Consider the following 19,286-nt stretch of genomic DNA (forward strand, 5'->3'; position numbering starts at 1 on the left):
CATGTCCCAGGGATTGCTCGATGCATACAAAGGCGCGAAGCGCCCGCAAGCCGAAGCCGATGAAGCGCGCGGCGTGTCGCGCCGCACGTTCCTCAAGTTCGGCGTGAGCGTCGGCGCGGCGGCGGGCGGCGGTCTGCTGCTCGGCTTCAGTCTGCCGGCCGTCAGTCAGGATCAGAAGAGCGGCAAGTCGGTGATCGGCGGCGACGCAAACGAAGCGCCGCAGAACGGCGTGTTCGCACCGAACGCGTTCATCCAGATCGACACGGCAGGCAAGGTCACGCTGGTGATTCCAAAGGTCGAGATGGGCCAGGGCGTGTACACGTCGATTCCGATGCTGATCGCAGAAGAACTCGAAGTGCCGCTCGACACCGTCACGCTCGACCACGCGCCGCCGGACGAAAAGCTTTTCACCGACCCGCTGCTCGGCGGCCAGCTCACCGGCGGTTCGACGTCGATCCGCTATGCATGGGAGCCGATGCGCCGCGCCGGCGCGACCGCGCGCACGCTGCTCGTGAGCGCGGCCGCGCAGCAATGGCAGGTCGACGCCGCGAGCTGTCATGCGCAGGCCGGCCAGGTCATCCACGCGGCGAGCAATCGCAGCATCGGCTATGGTCAACTGGTCGAGGCGGCCGCCAAACTGCCCGCACCGCAGAACGTGCCGCTGAAGAACCCGAAAGACTTCAAGATCATCGGCACGGCGGTCAAGCGGCTCGATTCGCCGGAGAAAGTGGACGGCACCGCGATGTTCGGCCTCGACGTGCGCGTGCCCGACATGGTCTACGCGGCCATCGCGAACTGTCCCGTGTTCGGCGGCACGCTCGCAAGCGTCGACGATACCAACGCGAAGAAGATTCCCGGCGTGCGCCAGGTGGTGAAGATCGACAACGCGGTGGCCGTGATCGGCGATCACACGTGGGCCGCCAAACGCGGGTTGCAAGCGCTCGACATCAAGTGGAACGAAGGCGCGGACGCGAAGCTGTCGATGAAGCAGATCGTCGACGATCTGGCCAACGCGTCGCAACGCAATGGCGCGGTCGCGCGCAAGGACGGCGACGTGGTGCACGCGTTTTCGAACGCGAAGACGCGCGTCGATGCGATCTACCAGCAGCCGTTTCTCGCGCACGCGACGATGGAGCCGATCAATTGCACGGTCCATGTGCGCGCGGACAGTTGCGAAGTCTGGCTTGGCTCGCAGGTGCCGACGCGCGTGCGCGACGCGGCGATGGCCGTCACCGGCTTGCCCGCCGACAAGATCATCGTGCATAACCATCTGATCGGCGGCGGCTTCGGGCGGCGGCTCGAATTCGACATGGTCACGCAGGCAGTGAAGATCGCGAAGCAGGTGTCGACGCCCGTGAAGGTGCTGTGGACGCGCGAAGAAGACATCCAGCACGACATGTACCGTCCGTACTACTACGACAAGATCTCCGCCGGTCTCGACGCGAACGGCAAGCCGCTCGCGTGGCAGCACCGGATCGTCGGCTCGTCGATCCTCGCGCGTTTCGCGCCGCCCGCGTTCAAGAACGGGCTCGACCCCGACGCGGTCGAGGTCGCGTCGGACCTGCCGTACGACTTGCCGAACCAGCTCGTCGACTACGTGCGCCAGGAACCGCACGCTATTCCCACCGCGTTCTGGCGCGGCGTCGGTCCCACCCGCAGCACGTTCGTGGTGGAGAGTTTCATCGACGAACTCGCGGCCGAGGCGAAGGTCGATCCCGTCAAATACCGGCGCGATCTGCTCGGCAAGACGCCGCGCGCGCTGAACGTGCTCAACGTCGCGGCGCAGGCGGCCGACTGGGGCAGCGCGGTGCCGAAGGGGCAAGGGCGCGGCGTGTCGGTCATGCATGCGTTCGGCAGCTACTTTGCGATCATCGTCGATGTCGCCGTGGAGCAGGGCGAGGTGGCGGTCAAGCGCGTGGTTTGCGCGGTCGATTGCGGCATGGTCGTCAATCCGAACACGGTGGAGGCGCAGGTGCAGGGCGGCATCATCTTCGGCATTACGGGCGCGCTCTACAGCGAGATCACGATCAAGGACGGCCGCGTGCAGCAGAACAACTTCACCGACTACCGGATGCTGCGTATCGACCAGACGCCGCCTATCGACGTGCATATCGTGAAGAGCAGCGAGGCGCCCGGCGGCATCGGCGAGCCTGGCACGGCGGCGCTCGCGCCGGCGCTGACCAACGCGATCTTCGCGGCCACCGGCAAGCGGTTGCGGCATTTGCCGGTCGGCAGCCAGTTGCAAACCGCTTAACGGGAGCCCGACATGAAAAACATACTCAAGGGTTTCGGCGCGGCACTGAGCGTGGCGCTGCCGTTGCTGATGCAGGCATCGGCGGCAGCAGCGGCAACATCATCCGCTTTCGATCCCGCGCTCGTGCAGCGCGGCGCTTATCTCGCGAAGGCCGGCGACTGCGCCGCGTGCCACACGGCGCCGAAGGGCAAGCCGTTCGCGGGCGGCCTGCCGATGAACACGCCGATGGGTCAGATCTACACGACCAACATCACGCCGGACTCGCAAACCGGCATCGGCGGCTATACGGAACAGGACTTTGCGCGGGCGATGCGCGAAGGCGTCGCGAAAGACGGGCACAACCTGTATCCGGCGATGCCGTATCCGTCGTATGCCAAGGTCAACGACGACGACATGAAGGCGCTGTACGCGTACTTCATGAGCGGTGTTGCGCCAGTGCAGCAGGCGAATCGCGAGTCCGACATCGCATGGCCGATGAACATGCGCTGGCCGTTGAAGCTCTGGAACATGGTATTCCTCGAGAAAGGCGTGTATCAGAACAAGCCGGGCAAGGACGTCGCATGGAATCGCGGCGCGTATCTGATCCAGGGCCTCGGCCACTGCGGCTCGTGTCACACGCCGCGCGGCATCGCGTTCCAGGAGAAGGCGCTCGACGAAAGCGGCAGCGCGTTTCTTACCGGCAGCCTCCTCGACGGCTGGTTCGCGACCAACCTGACCGGCGAGCATAACGTCGGCCTGGGACGCTGGAACGATCAGGACTTGCAGGCGTTCCTGAAGACCGGCGCGAATCGTCACGCCACGGCGTTCGGCTCGATGACGAGCGTGATCAACAACAGCACGCAGGCATTGAACGATACCGACATCGCGGCCATGACGACGTATCTGAAATCGCTGCCGCCGGCGGGCGGCAACGGCGCGCCGCCTTACACGTACGATCCGCAGGCGACGAAGGTGTCGCTGAACCGTCCCGCGAACGACGCCGGCGCGCGCGTCTACACCGCGTATTGCATGCATTGTCACGGCGTCGACGGACGCGGTTTCGCGCCGATGCTCGCGCCGCTGGCCGGCAATCCGAACGTGCTGGAGAAGGACGCGTCGTCGCTCATTAACGTGACGCTGAACGGCACCGAAGATCTGGTGATCGGCGGCATTCCCGCGCCGTATCCGATGCCGAAGTACGCGCCGGTGCTGACCGACCAGCAGATCGCCGACGTGTTGACGTTCGTGCGCGCCGGCTGGAACAACGGCGCGCCGGCCGTGACCGCAGCCGATGTGACGAAGCTGCGCAAGTCGACTCAAGCGGCCCGCTAGCAGTAGTTACTCAAACCGGCCGAGCATGAAAAAAGCGTCAACCGTCTTTCGGCGGTTGACGCTTTTTGTTGTGTCGCTTGCAAAGACGCGGCTAACGGTGTTGACCAACCTTGTTGCGCTTTTCGAGCACACGCGCATACCACGTCAACGGAAAACACATCGCGAAGTAGATCATGGCCACCATGCCGTAGATTGGGAACGGCCGGAACGCCGCGTTCGTGATCATCGTGCCGGTCTTCGTCAATTCCGTGAAGCCGATGATCGACGCCAGCGCCGTGCTCTTGACCACCTGCACGAGAAAACCGACCGTCGGCGCGACTGCGATTTTGAGCGCTTGCGGCCAGACGATATAGCGCAATTGCTGCGCGAACGTCATGCCGAGACTCGCGCCCGCAGCCCATTGACCGCGCGGCACGGCTTCCACGCAGCCACGCCAGATGTCGACCAGATACGCGCTCGTGTACAGCGTCAACGTGACGGTCGCCGCGACCCACGGCGACACGTCCACGCCCACCAGCGGCAAGCCGAAGAACGCGAGAAACAGTTGCATCAGCAGCGGCGTGCCCTGGAACACTTCCACATACAGCACGACGATGCGGCGCAGCCAGGCGATCGGCGACACGCGCATCGCGAGCAGGATCAATCCGAAGATGCCGCCGCCGACGAAAGCGATCAGCGAGAGCAGCACGGTCCAGCGCGCGGCGAGCAGCAGATTACGGGCAATGTCCCACAGCGTGAATTCGACCATGATCAGCGCTCCGTTGGCACAGTGCGGGCGGCGCGCCACATCAGGCGGCTGCGCCAGGCGCGAGGCGCGCTGTCCGAGCCGCGCGCCGCGCGCCCCGCGAACAGACCGCGTCCGAACCGGTTGAGGATTTGCCGCAGCACGATTGACAGCAGCAGATACGTCGCGGTGATGATCAGGTAGCTCTCGAACGAGCGGAAGTTGCGCGACTGGACAAAGTTGGCCGCGTACGTGAGGTCCGGCACGGAGATTTGCGACACGACCGCCGAGCCGAGCATCACGATCAGCACCTGGCTCAGCAGCGCGGGGAACACATTGGCGAGCGCCTGCGGCAGCACGATATAGCGAAACACCTGGCGTCCATGCAGGCCGAGCGCCTGCGCCGCCTGTACCTGGCCGCGCGAGATCGAATCGATGCCCGCGCGCACGATCTCGATCGCATAGGCGCCGAGGTTCACTGTCATCGCGAGAATCGCGGCCTGCATTTCGTCGATATGAATGCCGAGCGTCGGCAGGCCGAAGAACACAAAAAACAGTTGCACGATGAACGGCGTATTGCGGATCAGTTCGACATAGCTCGCCACGACCCAGCGCGCCCACTTCGGCCCGGCCACCGCGACGCTCGCGCCGGCGATGCCGACGAGCGCGCCGAGCAACGTCGAGATCGCGGTCAGCCCCAGGGTGACCGCGACGCCGCGCGCGAGCATGCCCGCATAAAGGCCGAAGCCGCTGAAATCGAACGCATAGGTCATGGCGTGGCGCTCATCGTGAGGTCAAACTCCGGGCGGTAAATTCAGAGATCGGCGGGCAGCGGCGTGCGCAGCCATTTCTGCGAGATCGCGTTCATGGTGCCGTCGCTGCGAGCCTTAGCGATGGTTTCGTCGACTTTCTGCTTCAGACGCGGCTCGTTCTTGTTCAAACCGACGTGATCCGGCGAGCTGAACAACGAAAACTTCTGCTCGGGATCGTTCGCGGGATGACGCGCGAGAATCGTGGCGCCGACGTCGTTGCCGACCACCATCAACTGTACCTGACCAGAAATAAACGCCGAAATTGCTCCGTTGGGATCGTCGAAACGTTTGATGTTCGCGCTGGGCGGCGCGATTTTCGTCACGCTCAGGTCTTCCAGCGTGCCGCGCGCGACTGAAATCGACTTGCCGGCGAGGTCGGCGGCGTTCTTCACGGGCAGCGCTTTGGGGCCGAACACGGCGAGGTAATACGGCGCGTAGGGCTTCGAGAAGTCGATCACCTTCTCGCGTTCCGGCGTCTGGCCGACCGACAGCAGCATGTCGGTCTTGTGGTCCGCGAGATAGGCCATGCGGTTGTCGCCCGTCACCTGCACGAGTTCGACCTTGGCGTTAAGCGCCCGGCCGATCAGATTGGCGACGTCGATGTCGTAGCCCATCGGCTTCATGTCCGGACCGATCGAGCCGAACGGCGGATAGTCCATGAACACGCCGATGCGCACCGTGCCCGTCTTCGCGATGTTGTCGAGCGCATCGGCATGCGCGGCGGGCGAGAACGCGCTGAGCGCGCCCGCGGCGGTGAACGCGAGGGCCGCGGCGAGCGTGGCGAACGCGCGGCGGGCGGTCGATTGAATGGGCTGGTGCTGGTTCATGGTGTGTCCTCTGTCGAAAAACGCTTATTGGAGTGAGATGGATGAGGTGGAAGGATGAAGTGGACTCTAGGTTTGCCAAAATCCCTCAACAAACGAAATATGCGCATGGAGGCCATGACGTAAGCTCATGCTCGCCGCATCGCCCGCCGGCAGTTGCGCGGCGACGCGAACGGCGCGATGAATCGTTGGACGTATGAGCCCAGTGCATGCAGCCAGGGTCCGCCGCAACTCGTGGCGCGACGCGCGATCGCGTATCCTGTGGGGTTGGAAGGCGTGTCCGGACAGCAGTTCGCCGCGCCGCCTCAATGACTTTTTCTGATCCCGATATGTCGATGCGACGTCTTCCGCCGCTCAACGCGCTGCAAATTTTCGAAACCGTCGCGCGCCATCGCAGCTTCACGCGCGCGGCCGATCATCTGTGTCTCACGCAGGGCGCGGTGAGCCGGCAGATCATCGCGCTCGAGGACTACTACAAGTTTCCGCTGTTCAAGCGTCACGCGAAGGGCCTCACGCTCACCGCCGAGGGTGAGTTGCTGCTGCCCGCAGTCAAGGAGAGCTTCGCGCGTATCGAGGAGATTTCGCTGCGGCTCACGCGGCAGCGCACCGATCTCGCGCTGAAGGTGCCGACCTGCGTGATGCGCTGGATGCTGCCGAAGATCATGCGCTTTCAGACCGAGTATCCCGACCTGCATGTGCAGATCACCACGACGTGGCAGCACGATGTCGACTTCCAGCTCGAACCGTTCGACGCGGCGATTATTTACGGTTCGTCGCCGGGTGCGGACGTGCAATCCGTGCCGCTCTTCGAGGAGCGTCTAACGCCCGTTTGCGCGCCCGATCTGCTGAAGGACAAGCCGCTGGCATCGGTCGCGGATCTCGCGCGCCATACGCTGCTGCATCCGACGCGCGATCATCGCGACTGGAAGATGTGGCTCGCGAGGGTCGCCGAAGCTGACCCGGCCGACGCGCGCGCGATCGACGCCGAGCACGGCCCGAGCTTCGACACGCTCGACATGGCGACCAACGCGGCGTTGCAAGGCTTCGGCGTGGCGATCAGTGACCTCGCGCTGATCGACGAGGACGTGGCCGCGCGGCGTCTCGTGCGGCCGTTCGATACGGTGCTGAAGACCGGCTGGCGCTACTACTTCGTCTATCCCGATTCAGTCGCGCATCAGCACAAGCTGAGTCTGTTTCGCGACTGGATCGCGGCGCATTGGGAAGAGTAGGCGAGGGCGCCGTCGCGCGACGGCGTGTGTCAGGGCGCGAACGATAAAAACAGGTAGGCGGCGAACAGCGACAGATGCACGGCGCCTTGCAGGATCGTCGTGCGGCCGGTGCTAATCGTCAGCGTGCTGACCAGCAGCGTGAGCACCAACAATACCGTTTCCTTGCCGTTGATGCCGAGCACGAGCGGTTGCCCCGTCGTCAGAAACACGGCAGCCACCGTCGGAATCGTCAAGCCGATGCTGGCGAGCGCCGAGCCGAGCGCGAGATTCAGGCTGTTCTGCAAGCGGTCGGCGCGCGCCGCGCGCACCGCGGCGAGACCTTCGGGCAGCAGCACCAGCGCGGCGATCACGATGCCGACCACCGCCGCCGGTGCGCCCGCGTTTTCAACGGCCGTCTCGACAACCGGCGACAGCACTTTGGCGAGCAGCACGACGGCGACGAGGCACACCAGCAGCAAGCCGCCGCTCGTCAGTGCGAGCCGTGCGCCCGGCGGCGCGGCATGCACGTCTTCGTCGGACACGTCGGCGAGAAAATAGTCGCGATGCCGGACCGTCTGCACGAACACGAACACGCCGTACAACACGAGCGACGACACGCCCGCGAACGCCAGTTGCGACGACGACAGCATGGGGCCGACGTTGGTCGTCGTGTAGTTGGGCATGACGAGCGTCAGCACCGATAAGGACGCGAGCACCGCTAGAGCCGCAGCCGCGCCGCGAATCTGAAAATCCTGCTCGCGATGGCGAATGCCGCCCACCAGCAGGCACATCCCGACGATTCCGTTGCATACGATCATGACGGCGGCGAACACCGTATCGCGCGCGAGGCCCGCTTTCTCGGGACCGGCTGTCAGCATGACCGACACGATCAGCGCGACCTCGATCACGGTCACCGCGATCGCGAGCACCAGCGTGCCGAAGGGTTCGCCGACCTGATGCGCGACCACTTCCGCGTGATGCACGGCCGCGAATACCGCCGCGCACAGCGCGATGCCCACCAGCGCGAGCAGCAGCCCGTTGCCCGGCAACGCGTAGGACGCGCCGAGCACGATCCACGCGACGAACGGCACGGCCAGAGTCCAGCGGGGCAAGACGGTTGCGGACATGGTCATCGGCTGGTTGGTCTGTGACTTCGGTGATTTCTGTGACTTCTGTGAGTGTTCCCGGCCCGCGGAACAGCATGCGATTCCAAAAACGCGGGCGATGCAATCGAGGCTTCAGGTCTGGCGGATGCCAACGTCCTTGCAACCGGACCGTAGGCATCCGACCATGCGACTGCCGGCGCGATCACGCGCCGGCCCGAGCCTTACTGCCCGACCGGCCGAACCGTCAATGCGTTCTTGACCGACGTCACGCCTGCCACGCCTTGCGCCGCTTGCGTGGCGAGGTCGACTTGCGACTGGTCCGGCACCGTGCCGGCCAGCGTCACAGCGCCGCCGCGTGCACGGACGTTGATGTTCGCGACGCTGACGCCCTTGGTCTTGGCTAGCGCGCTGCGCACCTTGCGCCCGAGCGCGCGGTTGGCGGCCTTGGCCTGCTTGCCGGTTGTCGCCGACGATGATGCCGCCGCTGCCGGTGCGGCCGCCGCGTCGCTGCTTTGCGCGGATGCGTTGAGCGATGCCAGTACGATCAGCGCGCCGCCGACCATCTTCATTGCCGTGGATGCTTTCATGCGAATTTCTCCTTGTCGTGAATAATTCGTCCCCTTGCGGGAACGTGTGCTGGACTACGGTAAAGCGCAATGGAACGGAAAGGACGTTGCTGCGGGTCTTGCGGATGCTTCAGGTTGACAGAGACTGCTGGATGCTGCGGATGCGGCCGAAGCGCGCGGCCGGCGAGGCGCACTGCGGGCCGAAGGACACGATACTCCAATTGGTTCCAGAATGAGGCTGCCGCTGCCTCGAAGTGAGGCGTCGCTACAACGCTCGCGACGATGGGCCGCGATGTGTGACTGCATAGTCTGGCGCTCTGAGATGGTGCGTGCGCCCCGGCGCTTGCGCAACATGCGCGAATCGGGGCATAAATGAACGCATCCACCGATGCACCGACCGACGCAAAACTCGACGCCAAAACCGACGCAAAAACAAAGGCCCAATGCATGCGCAAACCGTCGCTTCCCATCATCCCCTTGTCGCGTGACGATTTGCCCGTCGGCGCGACGCAACTCGCGCGCTTCATGATCGGCAAGTATCTCGTTCACGACGTGCCGGAAGGGCGCATGAGCGGCCGCATCGTCGAGACGGAGGCGTATCCGGTGGGCGATTCGACGAGCCATGCGTTTATCGGACGGCGTCCGCACAACGGCTCGATGTTCCTCGCGCCCGGCTATGCGTACGTCCGGCTCACCTATGGTCTCTCGTACATGCTCAACATGTCCGCCGAAGCGGAGGACGTGGGCGCCGGCATTCTGATCCGCGCGATCGAGCCGCTCGAAGGTCTGCCGCTGATGGAAGCGCGCCGCCCCGGCGTGCCGCTGCGCGATCTCGCGCGCGGGCCCGGCCGGCTGACTGTGGCGCTCGGCATCGGACAATCGTTCGACGGCCGCGATTTGTGCACCGGCCGCGATTTGTGGATCGGCGTCATCGAGACAGGCGACGTGCCGGTCGGCGTGACGACGCGCATTGGCCTGTCGCGCGAGATGCATCGGCCGTTGCGCTTTTTCGAGCCCGGCAGCGCGTTCGTGAGCGGTCCGCGCAAGCTGCTGGTTGCGCCGCACGCGGACCTCGGCGACGGTCCGCAAATCTGACCGCGTGCAAAGCCGTTGCGGCAAGGTCTGCACGTCGGCGCGCTTGTTCCAAAGCGAAGGCTACACGCGGCTACGCGCTGCCCAATTATTACGCGGTCGATGCGGCGCGCATTGCTATCGCCGGAAACTTCGGCGCACTTTTTCAGTGACGACAATTATGTATCTCACAAATAGGTGTTTTCCCTTGGTGGATCGATGACTAGACTGGAATCACTCGCTTCCACATGGTGTGGCAAGCGCGGCAAATAAAACCAGGTCTGGAGGTAATAATCATGAAATCGCTTATCAAGGCAGTCGCCATTGCAGCCGTTCTCGCCGCTCCGGTCGCGTCGTTCGCGCAGTCGAGCCAGCAACCGGTCACGCGCGCCGAAGTGCGCAACGAACTGATTCAGTTGGAGCGCGCGGGTTACAACCCGTCGGTCAGCAACGACCCGTACTATCCGGCCGACATTCAGGCCGCGGAACGCCGCGTGCAGGAGCAAAACCCGGCAGTCGCGCAAACGCAGTTGCCGGTCGGGGACACGAGCGGCTATGGCGGCACGACGAGCGGCTCGTCGCAATCGGGCGGCGTGCGTGAGTCGATGACCGGCGCGAAGTCGGTGTATTTCGGCAATTAAGTTGGGAAGTTGAGTTCGTAGCTGGTTTGCGCTGGTGGCAGTAGAAATGTCATCTGCGATAGCAGCGAGCGCGCCGCGATAAAAGCGGCGCGCCGCAGCTAGCGATGCGGATCTCAGTTCGCCCAGCGCGCATACGTGAGCGCACTTTGGCGCTTGCAGAAGCAGGCGCTAGACACACGATCCCTATAGCCCCTGGTTCCAGTGGGCTGACCAGAATCGAGGAACCTCCGCTGCCGCAAGGTAGCTTCGCCCAACCGTTCAGCGATTGGGCTTTTTTTGCGGCTAAAACCGGCGGGTAGGCAAGAGGCGTGGCCCGTCAGGGACGCTCGCCGTGGATGTAGAACTCGAGCTGCTGGATAGTGAACTGCTGCTCGGCGATGATGTTCTTCACGAGGTCGCCGATCGACACCATGCCGATGAGCCTGTCGTTCTCGATCACCGGCAAGTGGCGCATGCGCCGCTCGGTCATGAGCGCCATGCAGTCGTCGGTGGTTTGATCCGGGCGCACGAAGCGCACCGCCTTGCTCATGATCTCGCGTACCGGCGTGGCCTTCGACGACCTGTCCATCAGCACGACCTTGCGCGCGTAGTCGCGCTCGGTGATGATTCCCGCGATGCTGTCGCCGTCCGTCACGACCAGTGCGCCGATGCCTTTGTCAGCCATCAGCCTGATCGCTTCATAGACGGAGTCGTCGGCTCCGATCGTATAAACGGTCGTGTTTGGTTTGGTTTTTAGCAGCTGTGCAACGGTTGTCATGGAGCGGCTCCCTTTCGCAGTGCAGCAGTGCAGCACGCCGGCGCGGCGGGCTGTCGGTGACAGGCGATTCCAGTATAGGCGCGACGCGCCAGCGAGTGTGTCCGGGAATACCTGGAGCGCGCAACGCACGCAATTCATGTAGCGCGCGGTTTTGCGCGCGCTTTGCGATCGCGTGAAGCGTATTGCGCGTTGCGTCTCGCGCTTGCGCTCTGGTGGTGCAAGAACCGTGCGCCATGCATGGGCATCCGGGTGCGGTGCGCCGATTAGCGGTAAACTCCTGTCCGTACCTTATCCCCGGTTTCATCGGGTTCATGTCCAGCACCACTGTCTAACGCCATGCTCACGTCTCACGATCCGTCGCCTGCGGCAGACGGCGCAATCAACGGCGAATGCGTCGTTCTCGACGCCACCGCCACGCTTCCCACGCGCTACGGCACGTTCACCTCTTATGTGTTTCGCGTGGTCGACAGCGGCGCCGAACATCTTGCGCTCGTGATGGGCGACGTCGCGAACAAGTCGTCGGTGCTGACCCGTTTGCACTCCGAATGCCTGACGGGCGACGTGCTCGGCTCATATCGCTGCGATTGCGGCGAGCAACTCGATCTCGCGCTGCGCTATATCGCCGCCGAAGGCTGCGGCGTGCTGCTTTATCTGCGCGGCCACGAAGGCCGCGGCATTGGCCTCTCGAACAAGATTCGCGCTTATGCGCTGCAGGAGCAGGGGCGCGACACGGTCGAGGCCAATCTGGACCTTGGCTTGCCGGACGACTCACGCGAATACGATTCGGCGGCGGGCATTTTACGCACGCTGAAAGTCACCTCGGTCCGGCTGATGAGCAACAATCCCGAGAAGTTCGACACGCTGTCCAAGCACGGCATTCCGGTGTGCGAACGCGTCGCGCTCGCGATTCCGATGCGCGAGGAAAACGAGCGCTATATCCGCACGAAGCAGTTGAAGTTTGGGCATTACTTCGACGAGAACGAATAGCGACAATTTGATGTCTGTCCACAGTCGGCCAAGGTGAGCCAAAGTGGTCCGTAACTGTTTGAAAATAAAACAAAAATTATCCGCATCGAGGACTTTGGTCGGCTCACCTACACTTGTCTCCGCATGTCTACACTTGCGACGCTGGCGTAGGTTTTTTCGGCGTTGCCAGGAAAACCTACGCCGGATATTCTTCCTTCAGAAAAACCTACGCCGAGGGAAGAATGCGCTTCGATGCACGCGCCGCGGCCAGACTGCCGAGCGGCGATCACATGACCTTCGATGGATTTCCCGGACTGCGCTTGCAGGCGTCTACGAGCCGGAAATCGTGGACGTACCGCTACAAGTCACCGGTCGATAGCCGCATGCGGCAAGTCAAGCTCGGTGAATGGCCAGCAATGTCGTTTGCCGGAGCCATCGCTGCGTGGGAGAAGAGCCGCGTCGAGAGAGATTCGGGCGCCGAGCTTTCGGCACTGCGCCGATTGACGCAGGCAGAGGCTACTCGTCCATCACCGGACAATTACACCGTCAGACAGCTGTGCCGCGACTATCTGGAGGGGTATGTAGAAGTCAACCGGAAGGCCAAAGGTGCAGTCGAGGTCGCACGTATATTCAAAGCGATGTTAGGGCCTATCGCGGACAGGCCAGCGACTACCATTACGCGCGCCGAGGCTTTCGATCTGCTCGAATCATATCGGTCCACTCCTGTGCTCGCAGCCCGCCTTCGCATGGAATTGGGCTGTGCCTGGCACTACGCGCTCGATGCTGGTCGTCTTCCTGAAAACACCGCTAACTGGTGGAAGGTAGTTTTAAGAGGGCGATTGAAGAGCAAAGGGCGCAAGGTCGAGGGCCAATATACTGGGACCCAGAAACGGGTGCTTTCGGTAGAGGAGCTCGGTACATTGATTCGATGGCTTCCGAACTTCAGCCTGACCGTCGCTGACGCATTGACGCTCTACCTCTGGACTGGCACGAGAGGGGGCGAGATTGTCTCTATGGCGAGCACCGAGATCGCGGACGAAAGCGATGGTCTTTGGTGGACGATTCCCAAACAGAAGACAAAGGGGCTTCATAACGAAAGAGCAACGGATCTGCGTGTGCCGCTCGTGGGCCGCGCGGAAGTAATTGTGCGGCGACGACTCGATCAGGCCAAGGGAACTGTTCTGTTTCCTTCGTCGCGTGGGAAGGCGATGGAGCAGACCGTGGTGCAGCACGGCGTCTACTATCATCAGCCGTACTGCAAAATCGCACCCAACCATGATCGCCCGCGATTGCCTGTGACGCATTGGTCAGCCCACGATCTTCGACGCACTACGCGCACACTTCTTGCCACACTTGGTTGCCCAAACGAAATCGCCGAGGCCGTGCTTGGCCATGTCCAGTCTGGAATCATCGGTATCTATAACCGGCATAACTACGACAGAGAGCGACGCGAGTGGCTCACGAAATTGTCACATCGGCTGGAAGAAATTGCGGCGACATATCCTGCAAAGAGGTAACCTTCGCCGCCGCCTGACCCCCTCGGGAAACGCTCCGCTCGGATCTTAGCTGTCCGCCGATGCGGTGCCTGCCATGCAGCAGTCTTGATACTATCCGACACTCTCAACGCGAACTCGTAGGCACGTCGGTGTCGTAGCCGGCAGCGGAGAACGAGCTAGATGTCCGTTCAGATAACGCCCAATCAACTCATTCAATTGATCATTCCAGGCATCACGGCCGTCTTTGCGTTCGGTTTTGCGTGTGCATGGTTCTATGATCGACGACTGCGTTATCTGCGCCTTCTTGCCGCTTCTTTTGTTGCTTTTTGCGCTCGGCTCCGCCGTGCAGATCTGCCACCTGCCGGATGAATGGCGATTGAACGCCCTTGTATCCGCAACGTTTTATGCGTTGAGCATTCAACTGTTGGCGGAAGGTGTGATGCGCAGGGCCGGGCTTCACTTGCGACTGGTGACGCATGCGTCGATGTTCGCGCTGGTGCTGGCCGGCATGTATTACTTCTCCTTCGTGACGCCGAACCTGCTGGTGCGTATCTACATTCTGAATTTCAGCGCCGGGCTGTTGATGTTGTCTACCGCGATCCGTTTCAGGAAACACTGCCATGGCCGCATCGTCAACCACGTTCTCCTCTGGGTGCTGCTGATCTTCGGCGTCAGTTTTTTTATCAGAACGTCGCTCACTACGATCCAACCCTTGCCGCATAGCGCGGCGCCGTTCGCGCGAACCATGTTCTGGGTCTTGCTACAGTTGTCGCTCGCCCTGATGGGCGCTGTTGTCATCGGCACCTGTAAATTGATACACACCGGGGGTGCGGACAAATTCTTGGACTACCTGGAGGTAGTTCATGTTCTCATACGAAGATCGCATTCGAGCGGTTCGACTTTACTTGAAGCTGGGCAAGCGCATCGGAGCCACCATTCGGCAGCTGGGCTATCCGACCAAGAACTCTCTCAAGGCCTGGCATCGCGAATACGAGCAGTGCCATGATCTACGGGCGGGCTATGTCCGTTCGAGGCCGAGGTATTCGGATGAGCAGAAGAAGGTGGCCGTCGATCATTATCTAAGCCATGGCCGCTGTGCTGCCGCAACTTTGAGGGCGTTGGGTTATCCGAGTCGCGAGACGCTTGCAGCCTGGATCGAAGAACTGTGTCCAGATATCAGAAAACGTATTGTTGGCCGAGCCGTTGGTAGCGTTCCAAAGTCACAAAAGGTGAAGCAGGCCGCAGTCATCGAGCTGTGCACCAGAGAGCGCAGCGCACGCGTGGTTGCCGAGAAAGCCGGTGTGAGTCGGCCAACGCTGTATAACTGGAAGAATCAGCTACTCGGTCGAGAGGTTCCAGCATCTATGAAACGCAAAAAGAAACCAGCATCGGACCATGAGCGTGCGCAGCTGGAACAACAGGTCGAATCGCTTCAACGCGACATCCGACGGCTGCAGCTTGAGCACGATATCCTGAAGAAGGCGAACGAACTGATAAAAAAAGGGATGGGCATCAACCCGCAACTCCTGAGCAACCGGGAGAAGGCGAAGCTGGTTGATGCCCTGAAGCAGGCCTATGCGTTGTCAGAATTGCTAGCCGCTTTGGGTCTTGCCCGTAGCTCTTACTTCTATCACCGTGCACGGCTGTTGGTCGCTGACAGGCATGCTGACGCGCGTCGCGTCATCGCGGACATCTTCAAACTCAATCACCGTTGCTACGGTTATCGTCGGATTCGCGCGGCATTGATCAGGCAGAGGGCCTTCATCTCGGAGAAGGTAGTGCGTCGTTTGATGCGACAGGAAGGTCTGGCCGCCGCCACGACAAGGCGACGTCGCTATGGCTCCTATCGTGGAGAAATTAGTCCCGCGCCGGAGAACATCCTCAATCGTGACTTCTACACCGCTGCTCCTAACCAGAAATGGCTCACGGACCTTACCGAATTCCAGATCCCGGCCGGCAAAGTGTATCTGTCGCCGGTTATCGACTGCTTCGATGGTCTCGTTGTGAGCTGGTCAATCGGTACGCGGCCGGACGCCGAACTCGTCAACACCATGCTGGATTCGGCAATCGAATCAGTGGCTGGCTGCAAGGAGCGGCCCGTAGTTCACTCGGATCGTGGTGCGCACTATCGCTGGCCGGGATGGCTCTCGCGTATGCAGTCTGCCAGACTGACTCGCTCGATGTCGCGCAAAGGATGTTCGCCGGACAATGCTGCCTGCGAAGGTTTCTTCGGCCGCCTCAAGACAGAATTGTTCTATTCTCGTGACTGGCGAACCACGACCATTGATCAAGTCATCGAGACCGTTGACTCGTACATCCGCTGGTATAACGCAAAACGGATCAAGGTCTCGCTCGGCTCTTTTAGCCCGATCGAATACCGGCAAAGTCTTGGAATCGCGGCATAACTCAGTCCAAGAAAATAGCCGCACCCCCTGTGGCTGAATTTTCGGTCGGCGTAAACAGTCCAGGGATGGCGCGAGCAGCAACGTCCTCCGCCGAATGCTGAACTTCCGTAGACGACCCGAAGCGGCCAGTCAGCGTTCTCCAAAGCCGACATTCCGGTTTGTGGGCAACCGACACAGAACCGACAAGAACAAGGATCGACGTGAGTCAGAAACCGCATCAACCAGTGCTGCCCTTCTTTTCTTCGCGAGCACGATACGCTCTGACCTTAGCGATGGTGCCGCACGCGCGTCCTTCAGGACCTCCCTTCGTCATACCGCACCAGCGTTTTGTCCCGTTGCGTGTGTGGTCGTAAAAGGCCCATTGGCAATCGGGACAAGTCTTCAGACGTAGCCACTCGCCGGACGCGATGGCATTGGCTACACCCGCAACGACATAACCTACGAAGCTCGCTTCCGAGGGCTCGACAATCAACTTCACGGCATCGCCAATCGATCGCACCTTCACGCTGAGTTCAGCGGTACTGAACCATTCGTTCAACGCATCCTCACCTGAAACCTCTCGCCGGCAAGCTCTGCGCAGATCGGTGCGCAGCCGTTGCAGCCTCGACACAGTGTCGACTCGTGCTCGGGCGTTCTCGGGAAACCCAGTGCGCCACAACTCGGGCGAGCCTGCCAGCTGTGGCAGCGCGTCTGTTTCTTCACGGGTGTCGTTCGGGATCGACCACGTGTTGATGAACCGTCGCACGACTTCCAGATCGCCTGGCGCGGTCTGATTGTGATCAGGCATGACTTCTCCGTGTTGCAAAAGCGCAAAGTTTACGTAACCATCAAAATACTACGGTGGTTACAAGGAAGCAAGATGCCCGCTAATGTCTTCTCAGCCAGGCCAGCGTTTTCACCCCACGTCGTGGCGCTGCTGCGTACGCAGGGTCTCATGAATGCTTCTCACTTCATGACCGTTCCGCTTCTTGCCTTGCATATGTCTGCTACGCTGCATTTTCATTCCGCAGCGCTTGCGACCGTAATGTCGGCTAATCTATTGTCCGCTCAGGCTCTGCCGCTGTTTGCAGGGGCGATCGCGGACCGCTTCGGATCGCGGCAAATGATGGCTTTGGGGCTCTGTTTAAGAGGATTGGGGTTTCTCGGGTTCAGCATCACGACCGACGTGACTGCGTGGACGTGTTTCGCATTCGCGGCAGGTTCAGGCGTCGCTTGCTACGAGGCCGGTATCTACGGCACGTTTGGTCGGCAACCGAAAGCGTCGCTCGCAGCGGTGTTCGCCGCGAACAACCAGATGCTGAACACGGGGGCGGCGGTGGGTCCGATAATTGGAGGGCTCGCCGGTCTTGCGGACGCCCGATTCGCGTTCGCGGCGAGCGCAATCGCGTTCGCCATGCTTGGAGTCGTTGTCTTTCGCTTGGACCTGGCGTTGTCTGAAACATCCGGTCGCACTCCGGTTCTTTCACGTCTCCGGACTGCTACAACCAACCGGCACCTCTGGCGCCTGATCGTCGTTGCGTCGCCCTGGTTCTTTTTGTTTCCACAGCTTTACGTCGCATTTCCACTGTATGCCGCGCGGCTGGCAGGTCCACACGCGGCGTCGGCGGTGTACGTCGTGAACGGTCTGATCGGATTGACCTTCATGTTGTCCGCGAAACGCTGGCTCGTGCGTATGAATCCAGTCACCTCGACCATTTACGCCTACCTGGCTGCTGCGGGTGCCTTCGCCAGCGTAGGGGTGCTCCATGGTTTCGGGTGGTTTCTCATCTTCATCGCCGGGTACACGATCATCGAGACAGTCATGCTTCCCGCGCTCGACACCATGACAGCTTCGCTGGCCGTCGAGGGCAGCCAGGGGACGTTCTTCGGTATGCTGAGTGCCGCTGGAGCGCTGGCTGGCGCTGCCGGCTACTACGCCGGTAGCTGGCTCATCCTGAACGGGACACCGGTGGAAACATGGACGGTGTTGGGCGGCGTCGGCGCGATCGGATTTGCAGCAGCCGCGCTGATGCTTCCCAAGCGTCAGCGCGCTGCAATGGTCGAGTAGGCCCGCAGCTCAAATCGAGCGACTGCCGCCGAACTCCGTCCGACTCCGTTTCCCTCAGGGTCTCTCTGACCCACAGCGGCCCTTGGAGAAACGAAGAATCGGATGCTCGCCAATGCATTCGTGGGAGGACTTTGTTTGCTCAGCGCGAACAGACAGTAATGGCCTGTACAAAGGCGTCTTGTTCAGCGGGACTCTGAAAAAAAGCTTCGAGACTCGCGTGTTCATCGTTCGCAACCTGGCGAAGACAAAGATTATTGTTTGCGCGAATGCTTGCCGGCGCACTGGCGACAGCCATGAGGAACAATGCAATCGCCGCTACCGCGATGGCGATGCCCACCGTCCATCGCGCTACTCCCCGCAATCTCCATGATCGTGGCTGCGAACTGCGTAAGGTAGTCGTACTTTGTGTCGATGCGTTTCTCATTGATCTTCCAATCTAATTAGCAAGACAATTATTTGGAGCAAGAAACCAAGCCTCAAGAAAGCGCCTTCCTGATGCCGTGCATGCTGGAGACAGCCGATTCGAACAGTTCAGGTCCAACTTTCGCACGCAGTGCTCTCGCGACCTCTGCACTAGCATCATTGATAGGCCGGTCGAGCGCCTTTCCTGCACGGGTCGGGTAAATGCACCATTCCCTACCATCCGATTCAGCCTGGCGGCGTTCGACCAATCGCTTTTCAGAGAGATTGTCGATAAGTCGGGTGGCAGTGGGACGAGCGATGCCTAATGTGTCCGCAACCTGACTACTCAGGCACCCAGGCGATGCAAGCACGACGCGCAGCACAAATCCCTGCGCCGGTGTCAGCCCGAATGGTGCGTATACCGCCGCCCATTCGCGCTCAGCGAGGCGCGCGAGAGCCGATGAATTGAAGTAGAGGCAATGATCAAACATGAGACTCATTAGAGCGCAATATGATTAGCAAGCCAACCGATATTTTATTGACGTTGTTGCGGAAACGTAGGTATCAGGAATCAACCCGCAACCGAACGGTAGCTTTTGAGCACGATGCCGAGTGACCCTATATGGACTCCTCCTCGTTTGCAAACACGTCGCCTTTTAAGCCTCAGGATCGATCGCTCACGTATATCCGGTCTGT

The 19,286-nt window shown here is 61.4% G+C and carries 18 protein-coding genes; 10 read left to right on the forward strand and 8 right to left on the reverse strand.

Annotated features, from left to right (window positions below; genetic code table 11):
* Position 1: 1 nt before the first annotated feature.
* Both AB6809_RS30430 and AB6809_RS30435 read left to right on the forward strand, forming a co-directional pair.
* A complete protein-coding gene (locus tag AB6809_RS30430; protein WP_192700283.1) occupies positions 2–2,254 on the forward strand; it encodes a xanthine dehydrogenase family protein molybdopterin-binding subunit in 2,253 nt (750 codons plus the stop codon).
* Positions 2,255–2,266: 12 nt separating this feature from the next.
* Positions 2,267–3,565 carry a cytochrome c gene (locus AB6809_RS30435; RefSeq protein ID WP_029968750.1) on the forward strand — a complete coding sequence of 433 codons (1,299 nt, stop codon included), beginning with the start codon at positions 2,267–2,269 and terminating at the stop codon, positions 3,563–3,565.
* Between the two features lie 91 nt (positions 3,566–3,656).
* Here AB6809_RS30435 and AB6809_RS30440 read toward each other — a convergent pair whose 3' ends face one another.
* The 3 genes from AB6809_RS30440 to AB6809_RS30450 are packed head-to-tail and all read right to left on the reverse strand — an operon-like array spanning position 3,657 to position 5,928.
* On the reverse strand, positions 3,657–4,313 hold the full coding sequence (locus tag AB6809_RS30440) for an amino acid ABC transporter permease (RefSeq protein WP_029968753.1): 657 nt from the start codon (positions 4,311–4,313) through the stop codon (positions 3,657–3,659).
* 2 nt (positions 4,314–4,315) lie between these two features.
* Positions 4,316–5,062 (reverse strand): amino acid ABC transporter permease, encoded by a 747-nt coding sequence (locus tag AB6809_RS30445; RefSeq protein WP_029968756.1) that lies wholly within the window; start codon positions 5,060–5,062, stop codon positions 4,316–4,318.
* Positions 5,063–5,103: 41 nt separating this feature from the next.
* On the reverse strand, positions 5,104–5,928 hold the full coding sequence (locus tag AB6809_RS30450; RefSeq protein ID WP_029968758.1) for a transporter substrate-binding domain-containing protein: 825 nt from the start codon (positions 5,926–5,928) through the stop codon (positions 5,104–5,106).
* A gap of 332 nt (positions 5,929–6,260) precedes the next feature.
* On the opposite strand from AB6809_RS30450, the gene AB6809_RS30455 reads away from it, so the two are divergent.
* Positions 6,261–7,154, forward strand: coding sequence for a LysR substrate-binding domain-containing protein (locus tag AB6809_RS30455; RefSeq protein ID WP_029968760.1), 894 nt, complete (start codon positions 6,261–6,263; stop codon positions 7,152–7,154).
* Positions 7,155–7,183: 29 nt separating this feature from the next.
* Here AB6809_RS30455 and AB6809_RS30460 read toward each other — a convergent pair whose 3' ends face one another.
* On the reverse strand, positions 7,184–8,266 hold the full coding sequence (locus AB6809_RS30460) for a calcium:proton antiporter (protein WP_006053016.1): 1,083 nt from the start codon (positions 8,264–8,266) through the stop codon (positions 7,184–7,186).
* Between the two features lie 194 nt (positions 8,267–8,460).
* Entirely contained in the window at positions 8,461–8,826 is a 366-nt protein-coding gene (locus AB6809_RS30465) for a BON domain-containing protein (protein WP_029968762.1), read from the reverse strand.
* A 426-nt stretch (positions 8,827–9,252) separates the two neighbouring features.
* On the opposite strand from AB6809_RS30465, the gene AB6809_RS30470 reads away from it, so the two are divergent.
* Positions 9,253–9,900: a DNA-3-methyladenine glycosylase gene (locus AB6809_RS30470; protein WP_029968764.1), complete on the forward strand. Its 648-nt coding sequence runs from the start codon at positions 9,253–9,255 to the stop codon at positions 9,898–9,900.
* A 272-nt stretch (positions 9,901–10,172) separates the two neighbouring features.
* On the forward strand, positions 10,173–10,517 hold the full coding sequence (locus AB6809_RS30475) for a DUF4148 domain-containing protein (RefSeq protein WP_371027894.1): 345 nt from the start codon (positions 10,173–10,175) through the stop codon (positions 10,515–10,517).
* Between the two features lie 316 nt (positions 10,518–10,833).
* Here AB6809_RS30475 and AB6809_RS30480 read toward each other — a convergent pair whose 3' ends face one another.
* Positions 10,834–11,274, reverse strand: a complete 441-nt coding sequence (locus AB6809_RS30480) for a CBS domain-containing protein (protein ID WP_006053012.1) — start codon at positions 11,272–11,274, stop codon at positions 10,834–10,836.
* 336 nt (positions 11,275–11,610) lie between these two features.
* On the opposite strand from AB6809_RS30480, the gene ribA reads away from it, so the two are divergent.
* The 4 genes from ribA to AB6809_RS30500 all read left to right on the forward strand — a co-directional run bounded on the left by ribA (position 11,611) and on the right by AB6809_RS30500 (position 16,141).
* Positions 11,611–12,261: a GTP cyclohydrolase II gene (gene ribA / locus AB6809_RS30485; protein ID WP_006053011.1), complete on the forward strand. Its 651-nt coding sequence runs from the start codon at positions 11,611–11,613 to the stop codon at positions 12,259–12,261.
* Between the two features lie 221 nt (positions 12,262–12,482).
* Positions 12,483–13,757 (forward strand): tyrosine-type recombinase/integrase, encoded by a 1,275-nt coding sequence (locus AB6809_RS30490; protein WP_307259596.1) that lies wholly within the window; start codon positions 12,483–12,485, stop codon positions 13,755–13,757.
* A gap of 253 nt (positions 13,758–14,010) precedes the next feature.
* Complete coding sequence (locus AB6809_RS30495) at positions 14,011–14,742, forward strand: hypothetical protein (protein WP_371027895.1); 732 nt, start codon at positions 14,011–14,013, stop codon at positions 14,740–14,742.
* Complete coding sequence (locus AB6809_RS30500; protein WP_371027896.1) at positions 14,642–16,141, forward strand: IS3 family transposase; 1,500 nt, start codon at positions 14,642–14,644, stop codon at positions 16,139–16,141. The genes AB6809_RS30495 and AB6809_RS30500 overlap by 101 nt, the downstream gene beginning before the upstream one ends.
* Before the next feature lie 217 nt (positions 16,142–16,358).
* On the opposite strand, the gene AB6809_RS30505 is transcribed toward AB6809_RS30500, so the two are convergent.
* Positions 16,359–16,928 carry a CGNR zinc finger domain-containing protein gene (locus tag AB6809_RS30505; protein WP_371027897.1) on the reverse strand — a complete coding sequence of 190 codons (570 nt, stop codon included), beginning with the start codon at positions 16,926–16,928 and terminating at the stop codon, positions 16,359–16,361.
* 147 nt (positions 16,929–17,075) lie between these two features.
* Here AB6809_RS30505 and AB6809_RS30510 point away from each other — a divergent pair, with 147 nt between their 5' ends.
* A complete protein-coding gene (locus tag AB6809_RS30510; protein WP_371027898.1) occupies positions 17,076–18,188 on the forward strand; it encodes an MFS transporter in 1,113 nt (370 codons plus the stop codon).
* Between the two features lie 476 nt (positions 18,189–18,664).
* Here AB6809_RS30510 and AB6809_RS30515 read toward each other — a convergent pair whose 3' ends face one another.
* Positions 18,665–19,081: a MarR family winged helix-turn-helix transcriptional regulator gene (locus tag AB6809_RS30515; protein ID WP_371027899.1), complete on the reverse strand. Its 417-nt coding sequence runs from the start codon at positions 19,079–19,081 to the stop codon at positions 18,665–18,667.
* Positions 19,082–19,286 lie beyond the last annotated feature (205 nt).

The sequence above is a fragment of the Paraburkholderia sp. RCC_158 genome (assembly GCF_041355255.1).
Lineage (GTDB): Bacteria > Pseudomonadota > Gammaproteobacteria > Burkholderiales > Burkholderiaceae > Paraburkholderia > Paraburkholderia graminis.